This is a genomic window from Ensifer sp. LC11 (assembly GCF_001695835.1).
In the GTDB taxonomy this organism is placed as follows: domain Bacteria; phylum Pseudomonadota; class Alphaproteobacteria; order Rhizobiales; family Rhizobiaceae; genus Ensifer.
The window spans coordinates 1-16,948 of sequence record NZ_MBSO01000030.1 but is presented as its reverse complement, the minus strand read 5'-3'; the positions used below and the strand labels follow the sequence as shown (position 1 = coordinate 16,948).

Genomic DNA, 16,948 nt, shown 5'->3' with positions numbered 1-16,948 from the left:
TCCATGACTGCGTTGCCCGTATTTCACAGCCTGCGTGGCGCCGCCATCGAAGCGATTCGCGCCGCGGACCTTGAGATCAAGGCGGAACTTGCTCAGGAAGCGGCGAGGCGCTGGCAGGGCCGCACGCTGTCGTTGCGCTCGCCTCTCGATCGGCCGGTACCGACCCGCCCCGGGCGTCCGGAAAAGCCGGTGCTGACGCCGCCGACGCAGGTCAAGCGGCGCTCGCTCGGCTCGCTCAAGGGGCGTATCGCCCTCCTGCATTCCATCGCGCATATCGAGCTGAACGCCGTCGATCTCGCGCTCGATATCGTCGCCCGCTTCGCAACGGAGCCGGTGCCCAACTCCTTCTTTGACGGCTGGATGCGTGTTGCCTTCGAAGAGGCCAAGCATTTCCGCCTGGTTCGCAAGCGGCTGAACGATCTCGGCGCGGATTATGGTGATCTGCCCGCACATGATGGGCTTTGGCAGGCTGCGCACGATACCCGCAACGACCTGACGGCGCGGCTTGCCGTGGTGCCGCTCATCCTTGAAGCGCGCGGCCTGGACGTGACGCCGGCGCTTCAAGCCAGAATGCGTGAGACTGGCGACTTCGAGAGCGCTGCTGTTCTCGATGTCATCTACGAGGATGAAAAGGGCCACGTCGCCGTCGGTGCCAAATGGTTCCGCTTTCTCTGCGCCCGCGAGAAAAAGGACCCGGCGGCAACCTTCCAGGCGCTGGTACGCAGCAATTTCCGTGGGCCCCTGAAGGCGCCGTTCAACGATATTGCCCGTGCGGAAGCGGGCCTGACGCCGTCATTCTATCGATCGATGACCGCCTCGACCAATCGATAACCGGATCACGCTCCCGCAATCATCCTCACCAATTGTTAACCCTAACGAAGTGTAATGATCCGCAGGTGATGCGAGGCAACGCGCACATGGCGGGAGAGAACGGGTGTCTGGACATCAGGCAAATCGTACCTTTGGAAAACGCAGGCAGAATCACGTCCTGATCCTGGCGAGCGGCGACAAGGTCCGCCACATGACCGTGCGCCCCTGGATGGCCGCGATCGCCGTCTCTTTCGCCGGCGTTTGCAGCATCGGCTATCTCGCGGCCACATCCTATCTTGTCCTGCGCGACGATCTCATCGGCGGCACGATTGCCCGCCAGGCGCGCATGCAGCACGAGTATGAAGATCGGATCACCGCGCTGCGGGCGCAGGTCGATCGCGTTACCAGCCGGCAATTGCTCGACCAGCAGGTGGTCGAGGAAAAGGTCGAAAAGCTGCTGCGGCAGCAGATGGCGCTCACCTCACGCAATGGGAAACTAGGCCCCCTGGTCGAAAGAGCTGAGAACTCCGGTCTGATGACAGGATCCGACGAAGCACCGGCCGTTGAGCCTCTCGCTTACGACAAGCGCGCCGACGCCGGTAGCAGCGTCAAGGCAATCGAAAGGCTGATGGGACTGAGCAGTGCCCCCGTCAAAAGTGCGGTCGGCCCCTCTGCCCTCGCCTATGCCGCACCCGAGGCCGCCGAATCGTCTTCGGATCGCGCCGACCGGGTCTTTTCAAAGGTGACGCTTTCGCTGAAGGATGTGGAGCGGGAGCAGATGGCGAGGGTGAAGCGGCTGACGGAGGGCGCGTCCAAGACGTCGGATGCGATTCGCTCGATCGTCGGACACACCGGTGTCGACCTGCCCAACACCGACATTGTCCCGCTGACCGCAACATCCGCCTCAGCCGATACGGCAATCGGCGGACCGTTCGTCGAGCCAACAGACGAAGACGATTTCGGCCGTTCTCTGGCGGCACTGGATACGGCCCTGGTGGAACTCGAGCGCACACGCGAACAGGCCCGCGAACTGCCGTTCGGCAACCCTTCACCGGCAAGTGACATCACCAGCGACTTCGGCAACCGGCTGGATCCCTTTCTGGGGCGTCTGGCGCTGCATGCCGGCATCGATTTTCGCGCCACGGTTGGCACGCGCATTCGCTCGGCGGCACCCGGAACGGTGACCACTGCCGGCTTGACAGGCGGTTATGGAAACATGGTCGAGATCGACCACGGCAACGGTGTTGCCACGCGATACGCTCACCTCTCCACGGTTCTGGTAAGGGTTGGCGATCAGGTTCAGGCGGGGGCTATCATAGCCAAATCGGGCAATACGGGGCGTTCTACCGGTCCACACCTGCACTATGAAATTCGCCTGAACGGTGAGGCCGTGGATCCCATGCGGTTTCTCGACGCCAGCAGGAAGCTTGCCAGCTACATGAACTGACAGGGGTGCCGAACCGCCCCTCACGCTCGGTCACGACTTGACAAGAAATGCGACAGATTCGCCGCTTTTCACCTTTTCCCGCTTCAACGTGCTGGATTTCTTGACTTTCAGTGGCGTTCAGCTTAAGAGCGCGGCCACGTGCTCGTGCGTTTTCCATCGATCGATCAGTGTTCTATTGAACCGGAACGGAAACAGATTTCCCTTTGACCAATTTTGCTGACCTTGGCCTGAGCCAAAAAGTTCTCTCCGCTGTCACCGATGCGGGCTACACAATCCCGACCCCGATCCAGGTTGGAGCCATTCCTCCGGCGCTGCAGCGTCGTGATATCCTGGGTATCGCGCAGACGGGTACGGGCAAGACGGCTTCGTTCGTGTTGCCGATGCTGACGCTGCTCGAAAAGGGCCGCGCCCGCGCCCGCATGCCGCGGACACTCATCCTGGAGCCGACGCGCGAACTCGCCGCTCAGGTTGCAGAGAACTTCGACAAGTACGGCAAGAACCATAAGCTCAATATCGCGCTCCTGATCGGCGGCGTTTCCTTCGACGAGCAGGATCGCAAGCTGGAACGCGGTGCTGACGTCCTGATCTGCACGCCTGGCCGCCTGCTTGACCATTTCGAGCGCGGCAAGCTCTTGATGACGGGCGTCGAGATCCTCGTCATCGATGAAGCCGACCGCATGCTCGACATGGGCTTCATTCCCGATATCGAGCGCATCGCCAAGATGATCCCGTTCACGCGCCAGACGCTGTTCTTCTCGGCAACCATGCCGCCGGAAATCCAGAAGCTGGCCGATCGCTTCCTGCAGAACCCGGAACGTGTCGAAGTCGCCCGCCCGGCGTCGACGGCCCAGACGGTGACGCAGCGCTTCGTCGCGACGCACGCGAAGGATTATGAAAAGCGCGCCGTGTTGCGCGATCTGATCCGCGCCCAGGACGAGCTGAAGAACGCCATCATCTTCTGCAATCGCAAGAAGGATGTCGCCGACCTTTTCCGCTCGCTCGACCGTCACGGTTTTTCGGTCGGCGCCCTGCATGGCGACATGGACCAGCGCTCGCGCATGACCATGCTTGCCAATTTCAAGGACAATAACATCAAGCTGCTGGTCGCATCCGATGTTGCTGCCCGCGGCCTCGATATTCCCGATGTCAGCCACGTCTTCAACTTCGACGTTCCGATCCACGCGGAAGACTATGTTCACCGCATCGGCCGCACCGGTCGTGCCGGCCGCTCCGGCGCGTCCTTCACGCTGGTGACCAAGCGCGACACCAAGTTCTCCGATGCGATCGAAAAGCTGATCGGCCAGAAGGTCGAATGGCTGAACGGCGATCTCAACAATTTGCCGGAACCGATGGAAAGCCATGACACCGGTCGCCGCGATCGCGGCCGCGATGGCCGCAAGGACCGGAAAAAAGATGGGGATCGCGGTCCGAGGGCCCGTTCCGATCATAAATCCGATACCGTGCGTGTCGATAGTGAGGTCGTAATTGAAACAGTCGCGGAAAGGGCGGAATCGGTGAAACCGGCACGCAGCGCAGAAAACAAGCAGGGACAGAACAACCGCGCCGATCATCGTCCGGTGCGCGCATCGAACCCCGCCAACGATGACAATCGCGACCGCCGCAACCGTCACCGCCGCGACTATGACGACGGCCCGACCCCGGTCGGCTTCGGTGATGAAATCCCCGCTTTCATGTTGATTGCCGGCAAGGCCTGATAGCCATTATGGGCCTGCCGGGCATCGATTTTCCGGGTTTCGGCTGCGGACTTGCGATCGTGCGCGATGGCAAGATCCTGCTTTACAAGCGCGTTAACGCGCCTGAAGCCGGGCACTGGAACATCGTCGGCGGCAAGGTCGACCATATGGAGCGCTCGGAAGCCGCGGCACGACGCGAGGCCGAAGAGGAAAGCGGTCTCAAGATTCGCTCGAGCGAGTTCCTGTGTCTGAGCGAGCAGGTGATCGAGGCCGATCGCCAGCACTGGATCTCGATGATCTATGTGAGCCGGGATTTTGCCGGCGAGCCTGAACTCACCGAACCGCACAAACTGTCCGCTCTCGGCTGGTTCGATCTCAGTGCCCTGCCCCAACCGCTGTCGCGTTTTACTGCGGACGCTGTCGTGGCACTGCGCAAGCTGGAACATGGGGTGCCCGCCTAGAGCATCCCGCTCTCAAGTGGATTCAGGTGAGCGGAAAGATGCTCTAGAATCAAAGTGCTAGAGCGTGCTTGGTGCGTTCATAGGAACGCACAGCGCTCCAGCAACGCGCGGCGGCTCGAAGGCTTGTCCTCTTCAATTGATGCTTGTTGTCCCGGTGGCGCCGATCGGGGCGTGATCGATTAACCTATTTCTTTGCGCGCAAGGCCGCATCATAGGCAAGCCGCACCCAGCGCGCCATTTCGTCGGGGTCATCGAAGGCATCGTCCGGGATGCTCCAATAGGGCATCTTCACCGGCTTTCCCTTGCCTTCATAGGCCCACTGCCTGGAACCCGCTGCCTCTAAGGCCGGCGCCGTCTGGTCGTCGCCTTTCAGCAGAATCTCGCCATCGACCTCCAGCGCGAAGATCACGCCTTCGAAATAGATACCCTTGCCGCCAAACATCCGCTTGATCGTCACCGGTCCGAGCGTCTCGAACATCTCTTCAATGGCAGCATTGTCCAAGTGTCTATTCCTCCAGGGTGCCGCCGGCAGCGACGATCTGCTCCGGCGTGTCGAGATCGAGCCTGGCGGCTGAGCCAAGTTCGACATCGATGACCGGCAGTCCGCATTTCTCGATGATGTGCCTTGCGCCAACGTCACCAACCAGAAGCCTGATGGCAGAAAAAGTCTGCGGCGGCAGGATCACCGGGTTGCCCCGTTGCCCTTCGGCGGTGGCGCGGATGACAGCACGACCGCCTTCGGCGCTGAAGCGCGCGGTGAGCTTGTGCAGGTCGTTGCTGCTTATGCCCGGCATGTCGGCGAGCATCACCAGCATGCCGGCAGCACGCGCGCCAATGGCCGAAAGACCTGCGGTAAGCGACGACGCCATACCGGAAGCATAGTCTGGGTTGGAGACGAATTTTACCGGCAGCCCCTTGATCGCGGCACGGATATCGCCTTCGCGATGGCCGGTGACAACAGTCACCCTGCCGGGAGCCGCGGCGATCGCGATTTCGACGCTCCGGCGCACCAGCGGCACGCCGTCGAAGGTTGCCAGCAGTTTGTGCCCGCCGCCCGGCCCCATCCGGCTCGCGCGTCCGGCGGCCAGGACAACAATCTCGACAGGAGAAAATGGCAACGCCGTTGCATTTTCGCGGGGTTGCGGCCGGGTCGGGATTTCGCTCAGCAGCCCGCCAACGCCAAGGCCGGTAATGTCGGCGAAGCTTGGCCACTCATTGGCAAGGATGCGATCCAGTATCCAGTCAAACCCGTTTTCCCGCGGGCTGCGGGCGCATCCGGGCGCGCCGATCACCGGTGTTTCGCCGACGCGGCCAAGAACGAGAAGATTGCCCGGATCGACGGGCATGCCCACGTGATCGACGACGCCGCCGGCAAGCCGGATCGCCGCCGGAATGACATCATCCGGATTGGCAACGGCTGAAGCACCGAATACGACCAAAAGGTCGTGGCTGGCGCGTAAGTCGTCGATTGCGGCGGCGACGGCGCCCTCGGTGTGGCCGACCCGCCGTTCGGTCCCAAGTTCGCTTCCCGATTGCCGGAGGCGCGCGGCCAGAATGGCGTGCGTCTTGTCCATGACTTGGGTCTTCAGGGTCGGCAACTCAGTTGCTATGAGCGCAACGCGACGTGCCGCAAATGGCTTGACCTCGAAGGCCGGCTGGCTGCTCAGCAGTCGATGCGCCTGTTCGACAAAATGCCCTGCCACAGCGAGTGGTATGATCTTGATCGTCGCGACCATATCACCGGCCCGCACGGGCACGTGATCGGCAAGGCATGCCAGAGTGATCGCCGGCTCAATCCGGTTCAGCCGATCGATGGTTTCGCGTGTTGCGACGAAGAGGCCGTCGACTTGCGAGTAGACGTTTACGCGGCCGGTTGCCGCCGGCGAGAACCGGAGATGATCAGGCGCAACGGCGGAAGCTATTCGAGCTGCCGCCTCGTTTTCCATGAGGTCGCCCGGATCGAGCCTGGCAACGATGACCTCCTCCATTCCCGAACTGGTCAATGCCCCAATGTCGGTGCTTGCAAGCCGGTGTCCCTTCGGCAGCCTGAGATCACCGGCCTTCACTGCATGGGCAAGAACCGCCCCTTCCGCGTCGACGACCTTGACCGGCCCGAACTTCATGGCGCACCGCCCTCGGCTGGGCCGACGTCCCGCCGTCGCAGCGCCTCGATGATCTCGGCGAGCGTTGCGACGGCGATTTCGGCGGGGCTCGCAGCACCGATATCGAGGCCGATCGGCGCTCGAATGCGAGCGATCTCAGCGTCCGCGACGCCTGCTCGCCGAAACCGGTCGACGCGCGCCGCGTGGGTCTTCCGGCTACCGAGCGCGCCGACGTAGAAGCAATCGGCCGCCAGCGCCGCGCGGATCGGCGCGTCATCGATCTTCGGATCGTGGGTAACGGCCGCGAGGGCCGTGAAGCGGTCGAGTGGCCGGAGCTTCAGGGCATCTTCCGGCCATTCGGCAATGAGCTCGACGCCACCAAAGCGCTCCGGCGTTGCAAAGGCTGTACGCGGATCAATGATCGTCATGTCGAAGCCGGCAACCGGCGCCAACTGTGCCAGCGCCTGGGAAATGTGCACGGCACCGATGACGAGAATGCGCGGCGGCGGCAGATAGACATTGCAGAAGAACGATCCATGCTCGGTTTCGACGAAGCCGGCTTTGCCGGATTGCAAGGCACGCGCAACGGCGAGGCGCCAGGGGGCCGGACAGTCGTCACCCTCGAGAAAAATCTGAGTGCCCCCGTCGGCAAGATCACTGAACGTAACGGCAGCGCGCCGCGCTGCGCGTGCCCGATTAAGTGTCCCTAGGATTGCCTGTTCCATGTCAGCCGACGACCTGCTCCACAAACACCCGTATCCTGCCGCCACACGAAAGCCCGACGCGCCAGGCGGTTTCATCCGCGACGCCGAATTCGAGAATTCTCGGCGCGCCGGAGGCGATGACATCGGCCGCTTCCGTGATGACTGCGCCTTCGACGCAACCGCCGGAAACCGAGCCTTCAAAGTTGCCTTCGCCGTCGATCACCAGATGGCTGCCGACAGGGCGCGGCGCTGAGCCCCAGGTCTCGATCACGGTCGCGATCGCCACCTTGCGCCCTTCCCTGATCCAGGCCTCGGCGACGTCGAGCGGATCCAAAATATTCGCTGCCCCCAACATCTTGCCACCTTCCATGCCATCATCGTGGCGCGAGAAACCGCCTCGGGTCGGCCTGCCGGGAGCCCTGCCCGGAAAGCGCCTTCACCAGCTCACCAATCGATTCAAGATTGTGCACCGCCCGGAATTCGTCAACATGCGGCAGCATGGCCCTGACACCGCGGGCGCGCGCCTCGAAGCCGTCAAACCGCAGCAGCGGGTTGAGCCAGATCAGCCGCCGGCAGGACCGGTGCAGCCGGTCGATTTCGATCTCAAGGTCGCCCACATCGTCCCGCTCGAGACCATCGGTGATCAGCAGCACGATGGCGCCTTGCCCAAGCACGCGACGGGACCAGCGGCGATTGAAATCATGCAGCGTCTCGCCGATCCGGGTGCCGCCGGACCAGTCCTTGACAGCCGTGACGCAGTCGTCGATGGCGGCATCCGGATCGCGGTTGCGCAACTGGCGTGAGACATTCGTGAGCCGGGTACCGAACAGGAACGTGTGCACGCGTCGACGCTCTTCGGTCAGCGCGTGCAGGAAATGCAGGAAGATACGGGTGTACTGGCTCATCGAGCCGGAGATGTCGGCGAGCACCACAAGCGGCGGATGGACGAAACGTCGCTCGCGAAAGCGTGGCAGGATCAGCTCCCCGCCAAAGCGCATGGCATCGCGCATGGTGGCGCGGGGATCGATGCGGATCTGCCGGCGTGAGGGTCGAAACCGGCGCGTGACCACACGGTCCATCGGCAAGGTCAACGCGGCAAGTGCGCGCTTGGCCTCGGCGAGCTCGACAGCACTCATCTGCGCGAAATCGGCTCTGCGCAGCAATTCGCGACCGGAGACCGTGAACCGCGCGTCGACCTCGATCTCGGGCTCGTCGCGTGCCGGGCGGTCGGCTTCGTGCCCCGAAAGCAGCGCTTCGCTGACGCGCGTTTCGCCTGCCCGCCGCTCCAGGCGCTGGCTCTCGCGCTCCGGTGCGAGTGGCGACATCATGGCGATCATCTTCTCGACGAGGCCACGCGATCGCCAGAACAGACGAAACGCTTCATCGAACACCGGCTGGTCTTCGTGGCGCTTCACGAAAACGCACTGCAGCGCCGCATAGAATGCGTCCCGGTCACCGATGCCGATCAGTGCGACGGCATCAATGGCGTCGGCGATGGTACCGGGGCCGATCTTGATGCCGGCGCGCCGCAGGGCCCGCGCGAAGAAGACGATGTTGTCGGCAAGCCGGCCGCCGTCTTCCGCAACCGGCGGGAGAAACGCACTGCCCGTGTGCAGCTCCCGCTCTTCCATGTCAGCCTGCCGCCAGCAGTTCCGCCTTGACCTCGGCGAGCAGCTTGCGCCCCTCTGCGCCGTCGATCCGGGCGATGTCGTCCTGATATTTGAGGAGTGTGCCCAGCGTATCGGCGATCGTCTCCGGATCGAGCGCCAGCCGATCGAGCTCCGTCAGGGCCGTTGCCCAGTCGATCGTCTCAGCCACGCCAGGGTTCTTGAAGAGATCGATGGTGCGCAACCTCTGCACATAGGCGATGACCTCCCGTGACAATGTCTGATTGCAGCCAGGCACCTTGCGGCGGATGATTTCGAGTTCTTGCGCTGCTTTCGGATAGTCGACCCAGTGGTAGAGGCAGCGGCGCTTCAGCGCATCGTGAATTTCACGTGTGCGGTTGGTGGTGATGATGACGATTGGCGGCTCGGCGGCGCGGATGGTCCCGAGCTCCGGAATGGTCACCTGAAAGTCCGAGAGAACTTCGAGCAGGAACGCCTCGAACGCCTCGTCCGTGCGGTCGAGCTCGTCGATGAGAAAAACCGGCGCGCGGCGCGGCTCGGATGAAATCGCCTGCAGAACCGGGCGGCGGATCAGGAAGCGTTCGGAGAAGATGTTGCTCTCGATCCGTTTGCGGTCGACCTTGCCGGCGGCTTCCGAAAGGCGGATTTCCAGCATCTGTGCCGGATAGTTCCATTCGTAAACGGCCGAGGCGACGTCGAGACCCTCGTAGCATTGCAACCGGATCAGCGGCCGATCGAGCGCCTTTGCCAGAACCTTGGCAATCTCGGTCTTGCCGACTCCGGCTTCGCCCTCGAGAAAGAGCGGGCGCTTCATCCTGAGCGCCAGAAACAGCACCGTCGCCAGCGCCGTTCCGGCCAGATAGTCATGTGCCTCCAGCAGCGCCATCGTCTCCTCGATGGACTGCGGCAGGCCAGTTGTCGCCTGTGTCGCCATGTCTCCTCCGCCACGGCTCGAGTCGATCGCTTGATGCTCGCAAGGAAATTAAGTCTCCTTGCTAACTCAAGGGCTTATGGCGATATTCTCACGTCCAGAAAGACACGTGTTCTCGCCACGTCAAACTTATAGCGAGTGATATCCGCGGTCCACATAAATGAGCGGCGGGCGTGACGGCCCAATCGCCACGTCAACCACCTCGCCGAAAAGCACCAGATGCGTGGCTATGGTCTTGACCTCGATCAGGCGGCAATCGAAGGCGGCGGTCGCATTGACGAGGATCGGAGAACCGGTGGTCAATTGCGTCCACTGACCAAGCGCGAAGCGCCGGTCCATGTCCAGCTGATCGCGTCCGGAAAAGGCATGCGCCAGCGCTCGGTGCTCGTCTCCAAGCAGATTGAGGGCGAAACTGTCACTGCGCGTGAAGATCTCGTTGCGCGGATTGGCGCCGTTGAGGCAGACCAGAACGGTTGGTGGGCTGTCGGAAACGGAGCAGGACGCAGTAACGGTCACGCCGCGCCGCTCGCTGCCGTCGGCTGCGGTGATGATTTGCACGTGACCGGCCAGGCGGCTCATCGCGTCGCGATAACTGATAGGGTCCAGCCGGGTCTTCTCCAACACATCTTTCTCCGGGCGATGTCAGGCACATACATAGACGGTAGTAGGAAATATGAAACCCGTTTGCAGGAGAATCTTGCAGATCTGCGACATGGCGACGACGCAGCTAGAACCTTCTTCGTGACGGGTGACATCTTTTCCTTTGACGCCGCAGGGCACATCCTTAAAACATGCGACACTACCGTGCCGCACGCCTGAGGCGAGCGGCAACGGAAGCGGTAGCTGTTGGGGCTGGCCGCATGGTTTCGTGTCGGATCGATTCTGACCCTTGAAACAGGCGGCAGCGGAGAAAGTGAATGCTTCGAACGATTGTCACCACCCTCATCCTTGCCGGAGTGGCCCAGGCGGCACCCGCAGCGGCAGCTGGAATCAAGGTGGCGGTCGTCGCACCGGTCGAAGGTCCGTTTGCACTCTTGGGCAAGCAGATTGTCGATGGCGCCGCGTTCAAGGCGGGTGATCACGGCAGCGAAATCGTCGTCATTCCCGAGACTTGTGATACGGCTGGCAACGAAGCCCTGACGAAGGCGTTACTGGCTTCCGGCGCCGAGGCGGCGATCGGCTTTCTCTGCACCGAAAGCCTGGATGCGACGTTGCCGGCGCTTGCCGAAGCCGGTCTGCCGGCAATCACGCTCAGTGTGCGTTCCGATATCCTGATGGAAGACGCCCTCAAGAACAAATGGCCGCTGTTTCGCCTGGCGCCGAGCGGCAATGCGGAGGCAGCAGCCGTTGTCGACGCGATTTTGGACCGGTGGAAGGGTAAACCAATCGCGCTCGTCGACGATGGCACGATCCACAGCAGGGAACTGGTCGAGACGGTACGCTCCGCGCTCGGCGAAATCGGAATGACGCCCGTGTTCAGCGATACCTATCGGCCGGCACAGGAACAGCAGATCAATCTGGTGCGGCGCCTGGTCAAGAGCGGCGCCACCCATGTCTTCACCGGCGGCGACCGGCAGGACACGGCGGTGATCGCCCGCGATGCGCTGGCGGAGGGGGCGAGCCTCGCCTTGCTCGGCGGCGACGCCTTGAACGCCGCCGATCTCACTGTGCCTCTCGCCGACGGCGTGCTCGCTGTCACGTTGCCGGACGCGTCGCAATCGCCCGAAGGCAAGCCCTTTGCCGACGACATGCGCGCCGCCGGCCTTGAACCTGAAGGCTATGTGATGCCGGCATTCGCAGCGATGGCTCTGTTGGAGCAGGCCAAGGATCGTGCGGCTGAGGACGACAAGTCGCTTGCCGAAGCGATCGCCAAGGGCCCCTACCCGACCGTCCTCGGCCTCACTGCTTTCAATGACAAGCATGAGCGTGCGGAAAATCCCTATCGTCTGATGCAGTGGCAAGGCAGCCGGTTCGTACCGGCGGCCGCGGAAGGAAGAGCCCCATGATCCGCACAGGACCCTTGAACCTGATCACCGACGTCGCGGGGCTGACGGTTGGCAACGCCGAGGATCACCGCCTGAAATCCGGCGTCACCGCCATTGTCTGCGATCCGCCGGCAACGGCGGCCGTACAGGTGCTTGGTGGCGCTCCCGGTACCAGGGAGACGGATCTGCTCGCTCCGCACAACACCGTGCAGACGGTTGATGGTCTTGTGCTTTCCGGCGGTTCGGCTTTCGGGCTCGATGCGGCTTCCGGCGCTCAGGCCGCGCTGAGAGAGATGGGCCGCGGTTTCGCCGTCGGCCCGCATCGCATACCGATCGTACCGACGGCCATCCTGTTCGACCTGATCAACGGCGGCGATAAGGATTGGGGGCGTTTCCCGCCCTATCGCGAGCTCGGTTTCGAGGCTGTTCGCCGCGCCGGCTCGAACTTTGCGACCGGAACGGCGGGTGCCGGTACCGGCGCGCTGACCGCGACCGTCAAGGGTGGCCTCGGCTCCGCCTCGACCGTGCTGCCGAGTGGCATCACCATTGGCGCGCTCGTTGCGGTCAATGCACTCGGTTCAGCGACCGTTGGGAGCTGTCAGCATTTCTGGGCGGCTCCCTTCGAAATGGATGGCGAATTCGGCGGTCTCGGCCTGCCTCATCCCCTGCCGGCGGATGTCGCCGATATCCGGATCAAGTTTCGTGACCGGCAGTCCGCTGCCGCCAACACGACGATTGCCGTGATTGCGACCGATGCGGTGCTCACCAAGGCTGAAGCCAAGCGCCTGGCAATTGCCGCCCATGACGGCTTTTCCCGCGGGCTTTGGCCTGCACACACGCCGCTCGACGGCGATCTCATCTTCGCGCTTGCGACCGGTGCCAGCGGCAAGACGCCGACACTCGAGGATTTCATCGACCTCGGCGCGGTGGCGGCATCGACGATGGCGCGCGCAATCGCCCGCGGCGTTCATGACGCCACGCCAGTCGAAAACGACCTCATGCCGTGCTGGTCGCAGCTCAGCTGACGCAGCTTTGATCGCCAGCATGTTGTTTGCGCGGCCCGCCGGTGCTATTGCGCGACAAAACACGCTGGAGTGCGCCATGACCCATCCTATCCGCATTGCACCGTCGATCCTGGCGGCCGATTTCTCCAAGCTCGGACAGGAGGTTCGCGACGTCGTCGAGGCCGGCGCGGACTGGATCCATCTCGATGTCATGGACGGCCATTTCGTGCCGAACATCACCTTCGGCCCTGACGTGATCAAGTCGCTGCGCCGTTACACCGATGCGACGTTCGACTGCCACCTGATGATTTCGCCCGCTGACCCGTTTCTCGAGGCTTTCGCCAAGGCGGGCTGCGATATCCTGACGGTCCACGCCGAGGCCGGCCCACATCTGCATCGCTCGCTGCAGACGGTGCGTTCGCTCGGCAAGAAGGCCGGCGTCTCGCTCAACCCGGCAACACCCGAAAGCGCCATCGAATACGTGCTCGATCAGGTCGACCTCATCCTGGTCATGACCGTCAACCCAGGCTTCGGCGGACAGAAATTCATTGAAGCCACGGCAGAAAAGATCCGCCGTATCAAGGCGATGATCGGTGATCGGCCGATCGAGATCGAGGTGGACGGCGGCATTGCTCCCGACACCGCCGCTGTTGCCAGCGGCGCCGGCGCCAATGTTCTCGTCGCCGGTTCGGCGATCTTTAAGGGTGGTTCGGTAGAAGCCTATCGCGCGGCCATCGAGGCGATCCGCGCGCCAGCCGAGAAGGCCTATCGATGAGGACAGGTGCCGGAGCTCCCGCTCTGCTCTTCGCGGCCGCCGTGGCGGTCGCACCGCCGGCACTTGCCGGCGACTATGCCGCCTTCGAGCCGATCGGCTTTTCGGCCGATGGCAACGTCTTTGCCTTCGAGGAATACGGCGTCCAGGACGGCTCGGGCTTTCCCTATTCGACCATCTATGTGATCGACACGCGCAATGACGCTTTCCTGCCGGGCGCGCCGGTGCGTGCCGTCGGCCGCGAGGATGGCAGCCCGCTCTCCAAGGCGCGCCACGAGGCCCGTCGACGCGCAGCGCCCTTGATCGAGGCCTATCGCCTGGCGGATGCGCCCGGGTTGTTGGCCGCCTATAATCCGATCACCGAGGCCAACGCCAAGCCGCTGAGCCTGACCTACGATTCCTTTGCGGCCGACGAAGCGTTCCGTGAGACCTATTCGGTGACGCTTGAAGAGAAGACCTTCGAGCCGAATGGAATCTGCAAGGATTTCCTCAAGGAGATTAGAGGCTTTCGCCTGTCGATGACGATGAAGGCGGGCACGCCGGCGACAGACGTCCTGCAGGATGACAACCGCATACCGGAGAGCCGCCGTTGCCCGACGGGCTACCAGCTTGGCGGCGCCGTGACCCACAGGAACGATGACGGCTCCGAAACCCATGTCATCATGGTCCTCGTCAAGTCGCTCGGCTTTGAAGGCACGACAGACGGACGCTGGATTGCGATCCCGACGCGGGTCGCGAAATGAACGAGGCGGCCGCCGGCATCGACGCGAAAGCCGACCATGCGGCGGCGGGCACCCGGAAGAAAAGCCGCTTCGCCCGGTCCGTTCCGGCGGCCAGGGAACTGGTGATCGGCGCATCTCTCTGGGGGGCGGCGATGACGCTTTCGGCCTGGTTCGGCCTCTGGCTTCGTGAACGGGCTTTGACCTTCCATCTGTCGGAATTGCTTGTTCTGTTCGGGGTCGGCGCGCTGATGGCCTGGCCGCCGTCGCTGTTTCTCGCTCGCTTCGCCGCATTGGAGCGCAGAATAGAAACGCGTTTCGCTGCCTATCTCTTCTTCCTGGCGCTCGGCACCATCGGAATGACGGCAATGCTTTTTGCATTGGACTACCGGGCGTTTTATGCGCAATGGCACGCCCCCGTCGGAACCAGAACCTGGCTCTTCCAGTTCGCCTTCACCACGGCCATCGCCTTCTATCAGTTTCTGGTGATGGGCCTTCGCCTCTATTTGCCCGTTGGCGGTGCTATATTGCTCGGCGTCAGCCTGTGGCTGGCAAACGGCCGGGGCGAACAGCGTTGAGCTTCGCGGCTATCTTTGCTAGAGGCACGGCCATCCTCCTCTGACCACGAAAGCTAAAGCCCATGATCCCGCGCTACTCCCGACCGGAAATGGTGGCCATTTGGTCGCCGGAAACGAAATTCCGCATCTGGTTCGAGATCGAGGCCCATGCCTGCGATGCGCTTGCCGAGATCGGCGTGATCCCGAAGGACGCCGCCCGCACGATCTGGGAAAAGGGTGGCGCTGCCACCTTCGATGTCGCGCGCATCGATGAGATCGAGGCCGTCACCAAGCATGACGTCATCGCCTTCCTGACGCACCTTGCCGAATTCGTTGGTCCGGACAGCCGCTTCATTCACCAGGGCATGACCTCGTCCGACGTGCTCGATACCTGCTTCAACATCCAGCTGGTCCGTGCGACCGATCTGCTGCTTGCCGATCTCGACAAGCTGCTGGAAGCACTGAAGCGCCGTGCCTTCGAGCACAAGGACACGGTAACGATCGGCCGCTCGCATGGTATCCATGCCGAGCCGACCACCTTCGGCGTCAAGTTGGCGCTCGCCTATGCCGAGTTCGATCGCTGCAAGCAGCGTCTGCTGGCCGCGCGCGAAGAAGTCGCGACCTGTGCGATCTCCGGCGCCGTCGGCACCTTCGCCAATATCGACCCGCGTGTCGAAGAGCACGTCGCCAAGGCGCTTGGCCTGAAGCCGGAACCGGTTTCCACCCAGGTCATCCCGCGTGACCGCCATGCGATGTACTTCGCCACCCTCGGCGTCATTGCCTCCTCGATCGAACGGCTTGCGACGGAAATCCGCCATCTGCAGCGCACGGAAGTTCTCGAAGCCGAGGAGTACTTCTCCCCGGGCCAGAAGGGCTCGTCGGCGATGCCGCACAAGCGCAACCCCGTTCTGACCGAGAACCTGACGGGTCTCGCCCGCATGGTCCGCGCCTTTGCCGTCCCTGCCATGGAAAACGTTGCCCTCTGGCATGAGCGCGACATCTCGCACTCCTCGGTCGAGCGCATGATCGGCCCGGATGCGACGGTGACGCTCGATTTCGCGCTGGCGCGTCTGACCGGCGTGATCGACAAGCTGCTCGTCTACCCCGAGAACATGACGAAGAACATGAACAAGTTCCGCGGGCTTGTTCACTCTCAGCGCGTGCTCCTTGCACTCACCCAGGCCGGTGTCTCGCGTGAGGATGCCTATCGCCTCGTTCAGCGCAACGCCATGAAGGTCTGGGAACAGGGCAAGGACTTCCTCGAAGAGCTGCTCGCGGACGCCGAAGTCCGTGCGGCGCTCTCTGAGGACGACATCCGCGAAAAGTTCGACCTCGGCTACCACACCAAGCACGTCGACACGATTTTCAAGCGCGTCTTCGGCTAACGCCCGAAGCTGCGGGTGCCGCCTGGCGCGCCGCAACTCTACGAACATGCTCGCATTTGGCGCACTTCGGTCAAATGCGGGCATTTTTCTTAGCAGGATATTCAATCATCACGTGCGATGATCAGGGCCTGTCAACCAGGTTTCTGAGGATCACATGGCCTACAAGGACAGTGTCGAGCGGACGACGCAGCGCACGCAAACGAAAATCACGGGAACGGTCACCGTCAAGTCCGGCTCCAGCAACGGCGTCGTCAAGGACCTTTCGGCCGAGGGCATCTGCTTCCAGCTCCTTTTTGACATCGGCGCCAAGACGGGGCAGGAAGTGACGATCCGAAGCGAGGAGCTCGGCTTCCTGACGGGCATGGTTCGCTGGTATCGCGGTGACAAGATCGGCATCAAGCTCAATCTGTCGTCCAATACGGCCGCGCAGATTTCGTCCTATTACAAGCACTTCCGCTAGGACGAATCGACATTCATCGCAGCCAGATCATTGCGGCGACGAGATAGACGAAGCCTTCGAAGTGGATTGCTCTGCGGTCGTATCGGGTGGCGAAGCGTCGGAAGTGCTTCATTCGGTTGAAGCACCGCTCGATGCGGTTGCGATGTTTGTAGACGGCTTCGTCGTGCGGAATGATGATCTTGCGCGAACGGTTTGACGGGATCACCGCTTCGGCTCCCATGCTGGTGATCGTTTGCCGCAAGGCATTGCTGTCATAGGCTTTATCAGCCAGCACGGCGGCGCCGCGCTG

19 protein-coding genes are annotated in these 16,948 nt (G+C 62.7%); 11 read left to right on the top strand and 8 right to left on the bottom strand.

The annotated features are described in order from the left end of the window. Positions 1 to 3 precede the first annotated feature (3 nt). From BBX50_RS20365 to BBX50_RS20350, 4 genes are all read left to right on the top strand, one after another. Entirely contained in the window at positions 4 to 831 is an 828-nt protein-coding gene (locus BBX50_RS20365) for a ferritin-like domain-containing protein (protein ID WP_065777149.1), read from the top strand. 103 nt (positions 832 to 934) lie between these two features. Then, positions 935 to 2,257: a M23 family metallopeptidase gene (locus tag BBX50_RS20360; RefSeq protein WP_065777148.1), complete on the top strand. Its 1,323-nt coding sequence runs from the start codon at positions 935 to 937 to the stop codon at positions 2,255 to 2,257. A 203-nt stretch (positions 2,258 to 2,460) separates the two neighbouring features. Continuing rightward, complete coding sequence (locus tag BBX50_RS20355; RefSeq protein WP_065777147.1) at positions 2,461 to 3,972, top strand: DEAD/DEAH box helicase; 1,512 nt, start codon at positions 2,461 to 2,463, stop codon at positions 3,970 to 3,972. 8 nt (positions 3,973 to 3,980) lie between these two features. Further along, a complete protein-coding gene (locus BBX50_RS20350) occupies positions 3,981 to 4,412 on the top strand; it encodes an NUDIX domain-containing protein (protein ID WP_065777146.1) in 432 nt (143 codons plus the stop codon). Between the two features lie 184 nt (positions 4,413 to 4,596). On the opposite strand, the gene BBX50_RS20345 is transcribed toward BBX50_RS20350, so the two are convergent. The 7 genes from BBX50_RS20345 to BBX50_RS20315 all read right to left on the bottom strand — a co-directional run bounded on the left by BBX50_RS20345 (position 4,597) and on the right by BBX50_RS20315 (position 10,356). Then, positions 4,597 to 4,914 carry a TfoX/Sxy family protein gene (locus BBX50_RS20345; RefSeq protein WP_065777145.1) on the bottom strand — a complete coding sequence of 106 codons (318 nt, stop codon included), beginning with the start codon at positions 4,912 to 4,914 and terminating at the stop codon, positions 4,597 to 4,599. 4 nt (positions 4,915 to 4,918) lie between these two features. Beyond that, a complete protein-coding gene (locus tag BBX50_RS20340) occupies positions 4,919 to 6,535 on the bottom strand; it encodes a molybdopterin-binding/glycosyltransferase family 2 protein (RefSeq protein WP_065777144.1) in 1,617 nt (538 codons plus the stop codon). Beyond that, positions 6,532 to 7,239: an XdhC family protein gene (locus tag BBX50_RS20335; RefSeq protein ID WP_065777143.1), complete on the bottom strand. Its 708-nt coding sequence runs from the start codon at positions 7,237 to 7,239 to the stop codon at positions 6,532 to 6,534. Before BBX50_RS20335 ends, BBX50_RS20340 begins: the two co-directional genes overlap by 4 nt. A gap of 1 nt (position 7,240) precedes the next feature. Then, positions 7,241 to 7,573: an XdhC family protein gene (locus tag BBX50_RS20330; protein WP_065777184.1), complete on the bottom strand. Its 333-nt coding sequence runs from the start codon at positions 7,571 to 7,573 to the stop codon at positions 7,241 to 7,243. A gap of 19 nt (positions 7,574 to 7,592) precedes the next feature. Beyond that, positions 7,593 to 8,849 carry a VWA domain-containing protein gene (locus BBX50_RS20325; protein WP_065777142.1) on the bottom strand — a complete coding sequence of 419 codons (1,257 nt, stop codon included), beginning with the start codon at positions 8,847 to 8,849 and terminating at the stop codon, positions 7,593 to 7,595. A gap of 1 nt (position 8,850) precedes the next feature. Continuing rightward, positions 8,851 to 9,780 (bottom strand): MoxR family ATPase, encoded by a 930-nt coding sequence (locus BBX50_RS20320; RefSeq protein WP_065777141.1) that lies wholly within the window; start codon positions 9,778 to 9,780, stop codon positions 8,851 to 8,853. A 126-nt stretch (positions 9,781 to 9,906) separates the two neighbouring features. Then, positions 9,907 to 10,356: a flavin reductase family protein gene (locus BBX50_RS20315; RefSeq protein WP_083213751.1), complete on the bottom strand. Its 450-nt coding sequence runs from the start codon at positions 10,354 to 10,356 to the stop codon at positions 9,907 to 9,909. 338 nt (positions 10,357 to 10,694) lie between these two features. On the opposite strand from BBX50_RS20315, the gene BBX50_RS20310 reads away from it, so the two are divergent. The 7 genes from BBX50_RS20310 (at position 10,695) to BBX50_RS20280 (ending at position 16,659) form a co-directional block, all read left to right on the top strand. Beyond that, positions 10,695 to 11,783, top strand: a complete 1,089-nt coding sequence (locus tag BBX50_RS20310; protein ID WP_065777139.1) for a branched-chain amino acid ABC transporter substrate-binding protein — start codon at positions 10,695 to 10,697, stop codon at positions 11,781 to 11,783. Next, positions 11,780 to 12,787 carry a P1 family peptidase gene (locus BBX50_RS20305; RefSeq protein WP_065777138.1) on the top strand — a complete coding sequence of 336 codons (1,008 nt, stop codon included), beginning with the start codon at positions 11,780 to 11,782 and terminating at the stop codon, positions 12,785 to 12,787. Before BBX50_RS20310 ends, BBX50_RS20305 begins: the two co-directional genes overlap by 4 nt. Before the next feature lie 76 nt (positions 12,788 to 12,863). Further along, positions 12,864 to 13,541 carry a ribulose-phosphate 3-epimerase gene (rpe, locus tag BBX50_RS20300; RefSeq protein WP_065777137.1) on the top strand — a complete coding sequence of 226 codons (678 nt, stop codon included), beginning with the start codon at positions 12,864 to 12,866 and terminating at the stop codon, positions 13,539 to 13,541. Next, entirely contained in the window at positions 13,538 to 14,281 is a 744-nt protein-coding gene (locus BBX50_RS20295; RefSeq protein WP_065777136.1) for a DUF2259 domain-containing protein, read from the top strand. Before rpe ends, BBX50_RS20295 begins: the two co-directional genes overlap by 4 nt. Continuing rightward, a complete protein-coding gene (locus BBX50_RS20290; protein ID WP_139108302.1) occupies positions 14,278 to 14,835 on the top strand; it encodes a hypothetical protein in 558 nt (185 codons plus the stop codon). The genes BBX50_RS20295 and BBX50_RS20290 overlap by 4 nt, the downstream gene beginning before the upstream one ends. A 62-nt stretch (positions 14,836 to 14,897) precedes the next feature. After that, positions 14,898 to 16,199 (top strand): adenylosuccinate lyase, encoded by a 1,302-nt coding sequence (purB, locus tag BBX50_RS20285; protein WP_065777135.1) that lies wholly within the window; start codon positions 14,898 to 14,900, stop codon positions 16,197 to 16,199. Positions 16,200 to 16,353: 154 nt separating this feature from the next. Continuing rightward, positions 16,354 to 16,659 (top strand): PilZ domain-containing protein, encoded by a 306-nt coding sequence (locus tag BBX50_RS20280; protein ID WP_065777134.1) that lies wholly within the window; start codon positions 16,354 to 16,356, stop codon positions 16,657 to 16,659. A 13-nt stretch (positions 16,660 to 16,672) separates the two neighbouring features. Here BBX50_RS20280 and BBX50_RS20275 read toward each other — a convergent pair. Next, positions 16,673 to 16,948 (bottom strand): IS5/IS1182 family transposase (locus BBX50_RS20275; protein ID WP_065777133.1); only part of this gene is annotated, 276 nt, incomplete at its 5' end.

What these genes read in the sequence shown, in the direction of transcription:
- BBX50_RS20365 (WP_065777149.1), top strand. Translation starts at nt 4, where the DNA reads ATGACTGCGTTGCCCGTATTTCACAGCCTGCGTGGCGCCGCCATCGAA.
- BBX50_RS20315 (WP_083213751.1), bottom strand. Translation starts at nt 10,356, where the DNA reads ATGAGCCGCCTGGCCGGTCACGTGCAAATCATCACCGCAGCCGACGGC.
- purB (WP_065777135.1), top strand. Translation starts at nt 14,898, where the DNA reads ATGATCCCGCGCTACTCCCGACCGGAAATGGTGGCCATTTGGTCGCCG.
- BBX50_RS20310 (WP_065777139.1), top strand. Translation starts at nt 10,695, where the DNA reads ATGCTTCGAACGATTGTCACCACCCTCATCCTTGCCGGAGTGGCCCAG.
- BBX50_RS20350 (WP_065777146.1), top strand. Translation starts at nt 3,981, where the DNA reads ATGGGCCTGCCGGGCATCGATTTTCCGGGTTTCGGCTGCGGACTTGCG.
- BBX50_RS20295 (WP_065777136.1), top strand. Translation starts at nt 13,538, where the DNA reads ATGAGGACAGGTGCCGGAGCTCCCGCTCTGCTCTTCGCGGCCGCCGTG.
- BBX50_RS20320 (WP_065777141.1), bottom strand. Translation starts at nt 9,780, where the DNA reads ATGGCGACACAGGCGACAACTGGCCTGCCGCAGTCCATCGAGGAGACG.
- BBX50_RS20325 (WP_065777142.1), bottom strand. Translation starts at nt 8,849, where the DNA reads ATGGAAGAGCGGGAGCTGCACACGGGCAGTGCGTTTCTCCCGCCGGTT.
- BBX50_RS20290 (WP_139108302.1), top strand. Translation starts at nt 14,278, where the DNA reads ATGAACGAGGCGGCCGCCGGCATCGACGCGAAAGCCGACCATGCGGCG.
- rpe (WP_065777137.1), top strand. Translation starts at nt 12,864, where the DNA reads ATGACCCATCCTATCCGCATTGCACCGTCGATCCTGGCGGCCGATTTC.
- BBX50_RS20330 (WP_065777184.1), bottom strand. Translation starts at nt 7,573, where the DNA reads ATGTTGGGGGCAGCGAATATTTTGGATCCGCTCGACGTCGCCGAGGCC.
- BBX50_RS20305 (WP_065777138.1), top strand. Translation starts at nt 11,780, where the DNA reads ATGATCCGCACAGGACCCTTGAACCTGATCACCGACGTCGCGGGGCTG.
- BBX50_RS20335 (WP_065777143.1), bottom strand. Translation starts at nt 7,239, where the DNA reads ATGGAACAGGCAATCCTAGGGACACTTAATCGGGCACGCGCAGCGCGG.
- BBX50_RS20340 (WP_065777144.1), bottom strand. Translation starts at nt 6,535, where the DNA reads ATGAAGTTCGGGCCGGTCAAGGTCGTCGACGCGGAAGGGGCGGTTCTT.
- BBX50_RS20280 (WP_065777134.1), top strand. Translation starts at nt 16,354, where the DNA reads ATGGCCTACAAGGACAGTGTCGAGCGGACGACGCAGCGCACGCAAACG.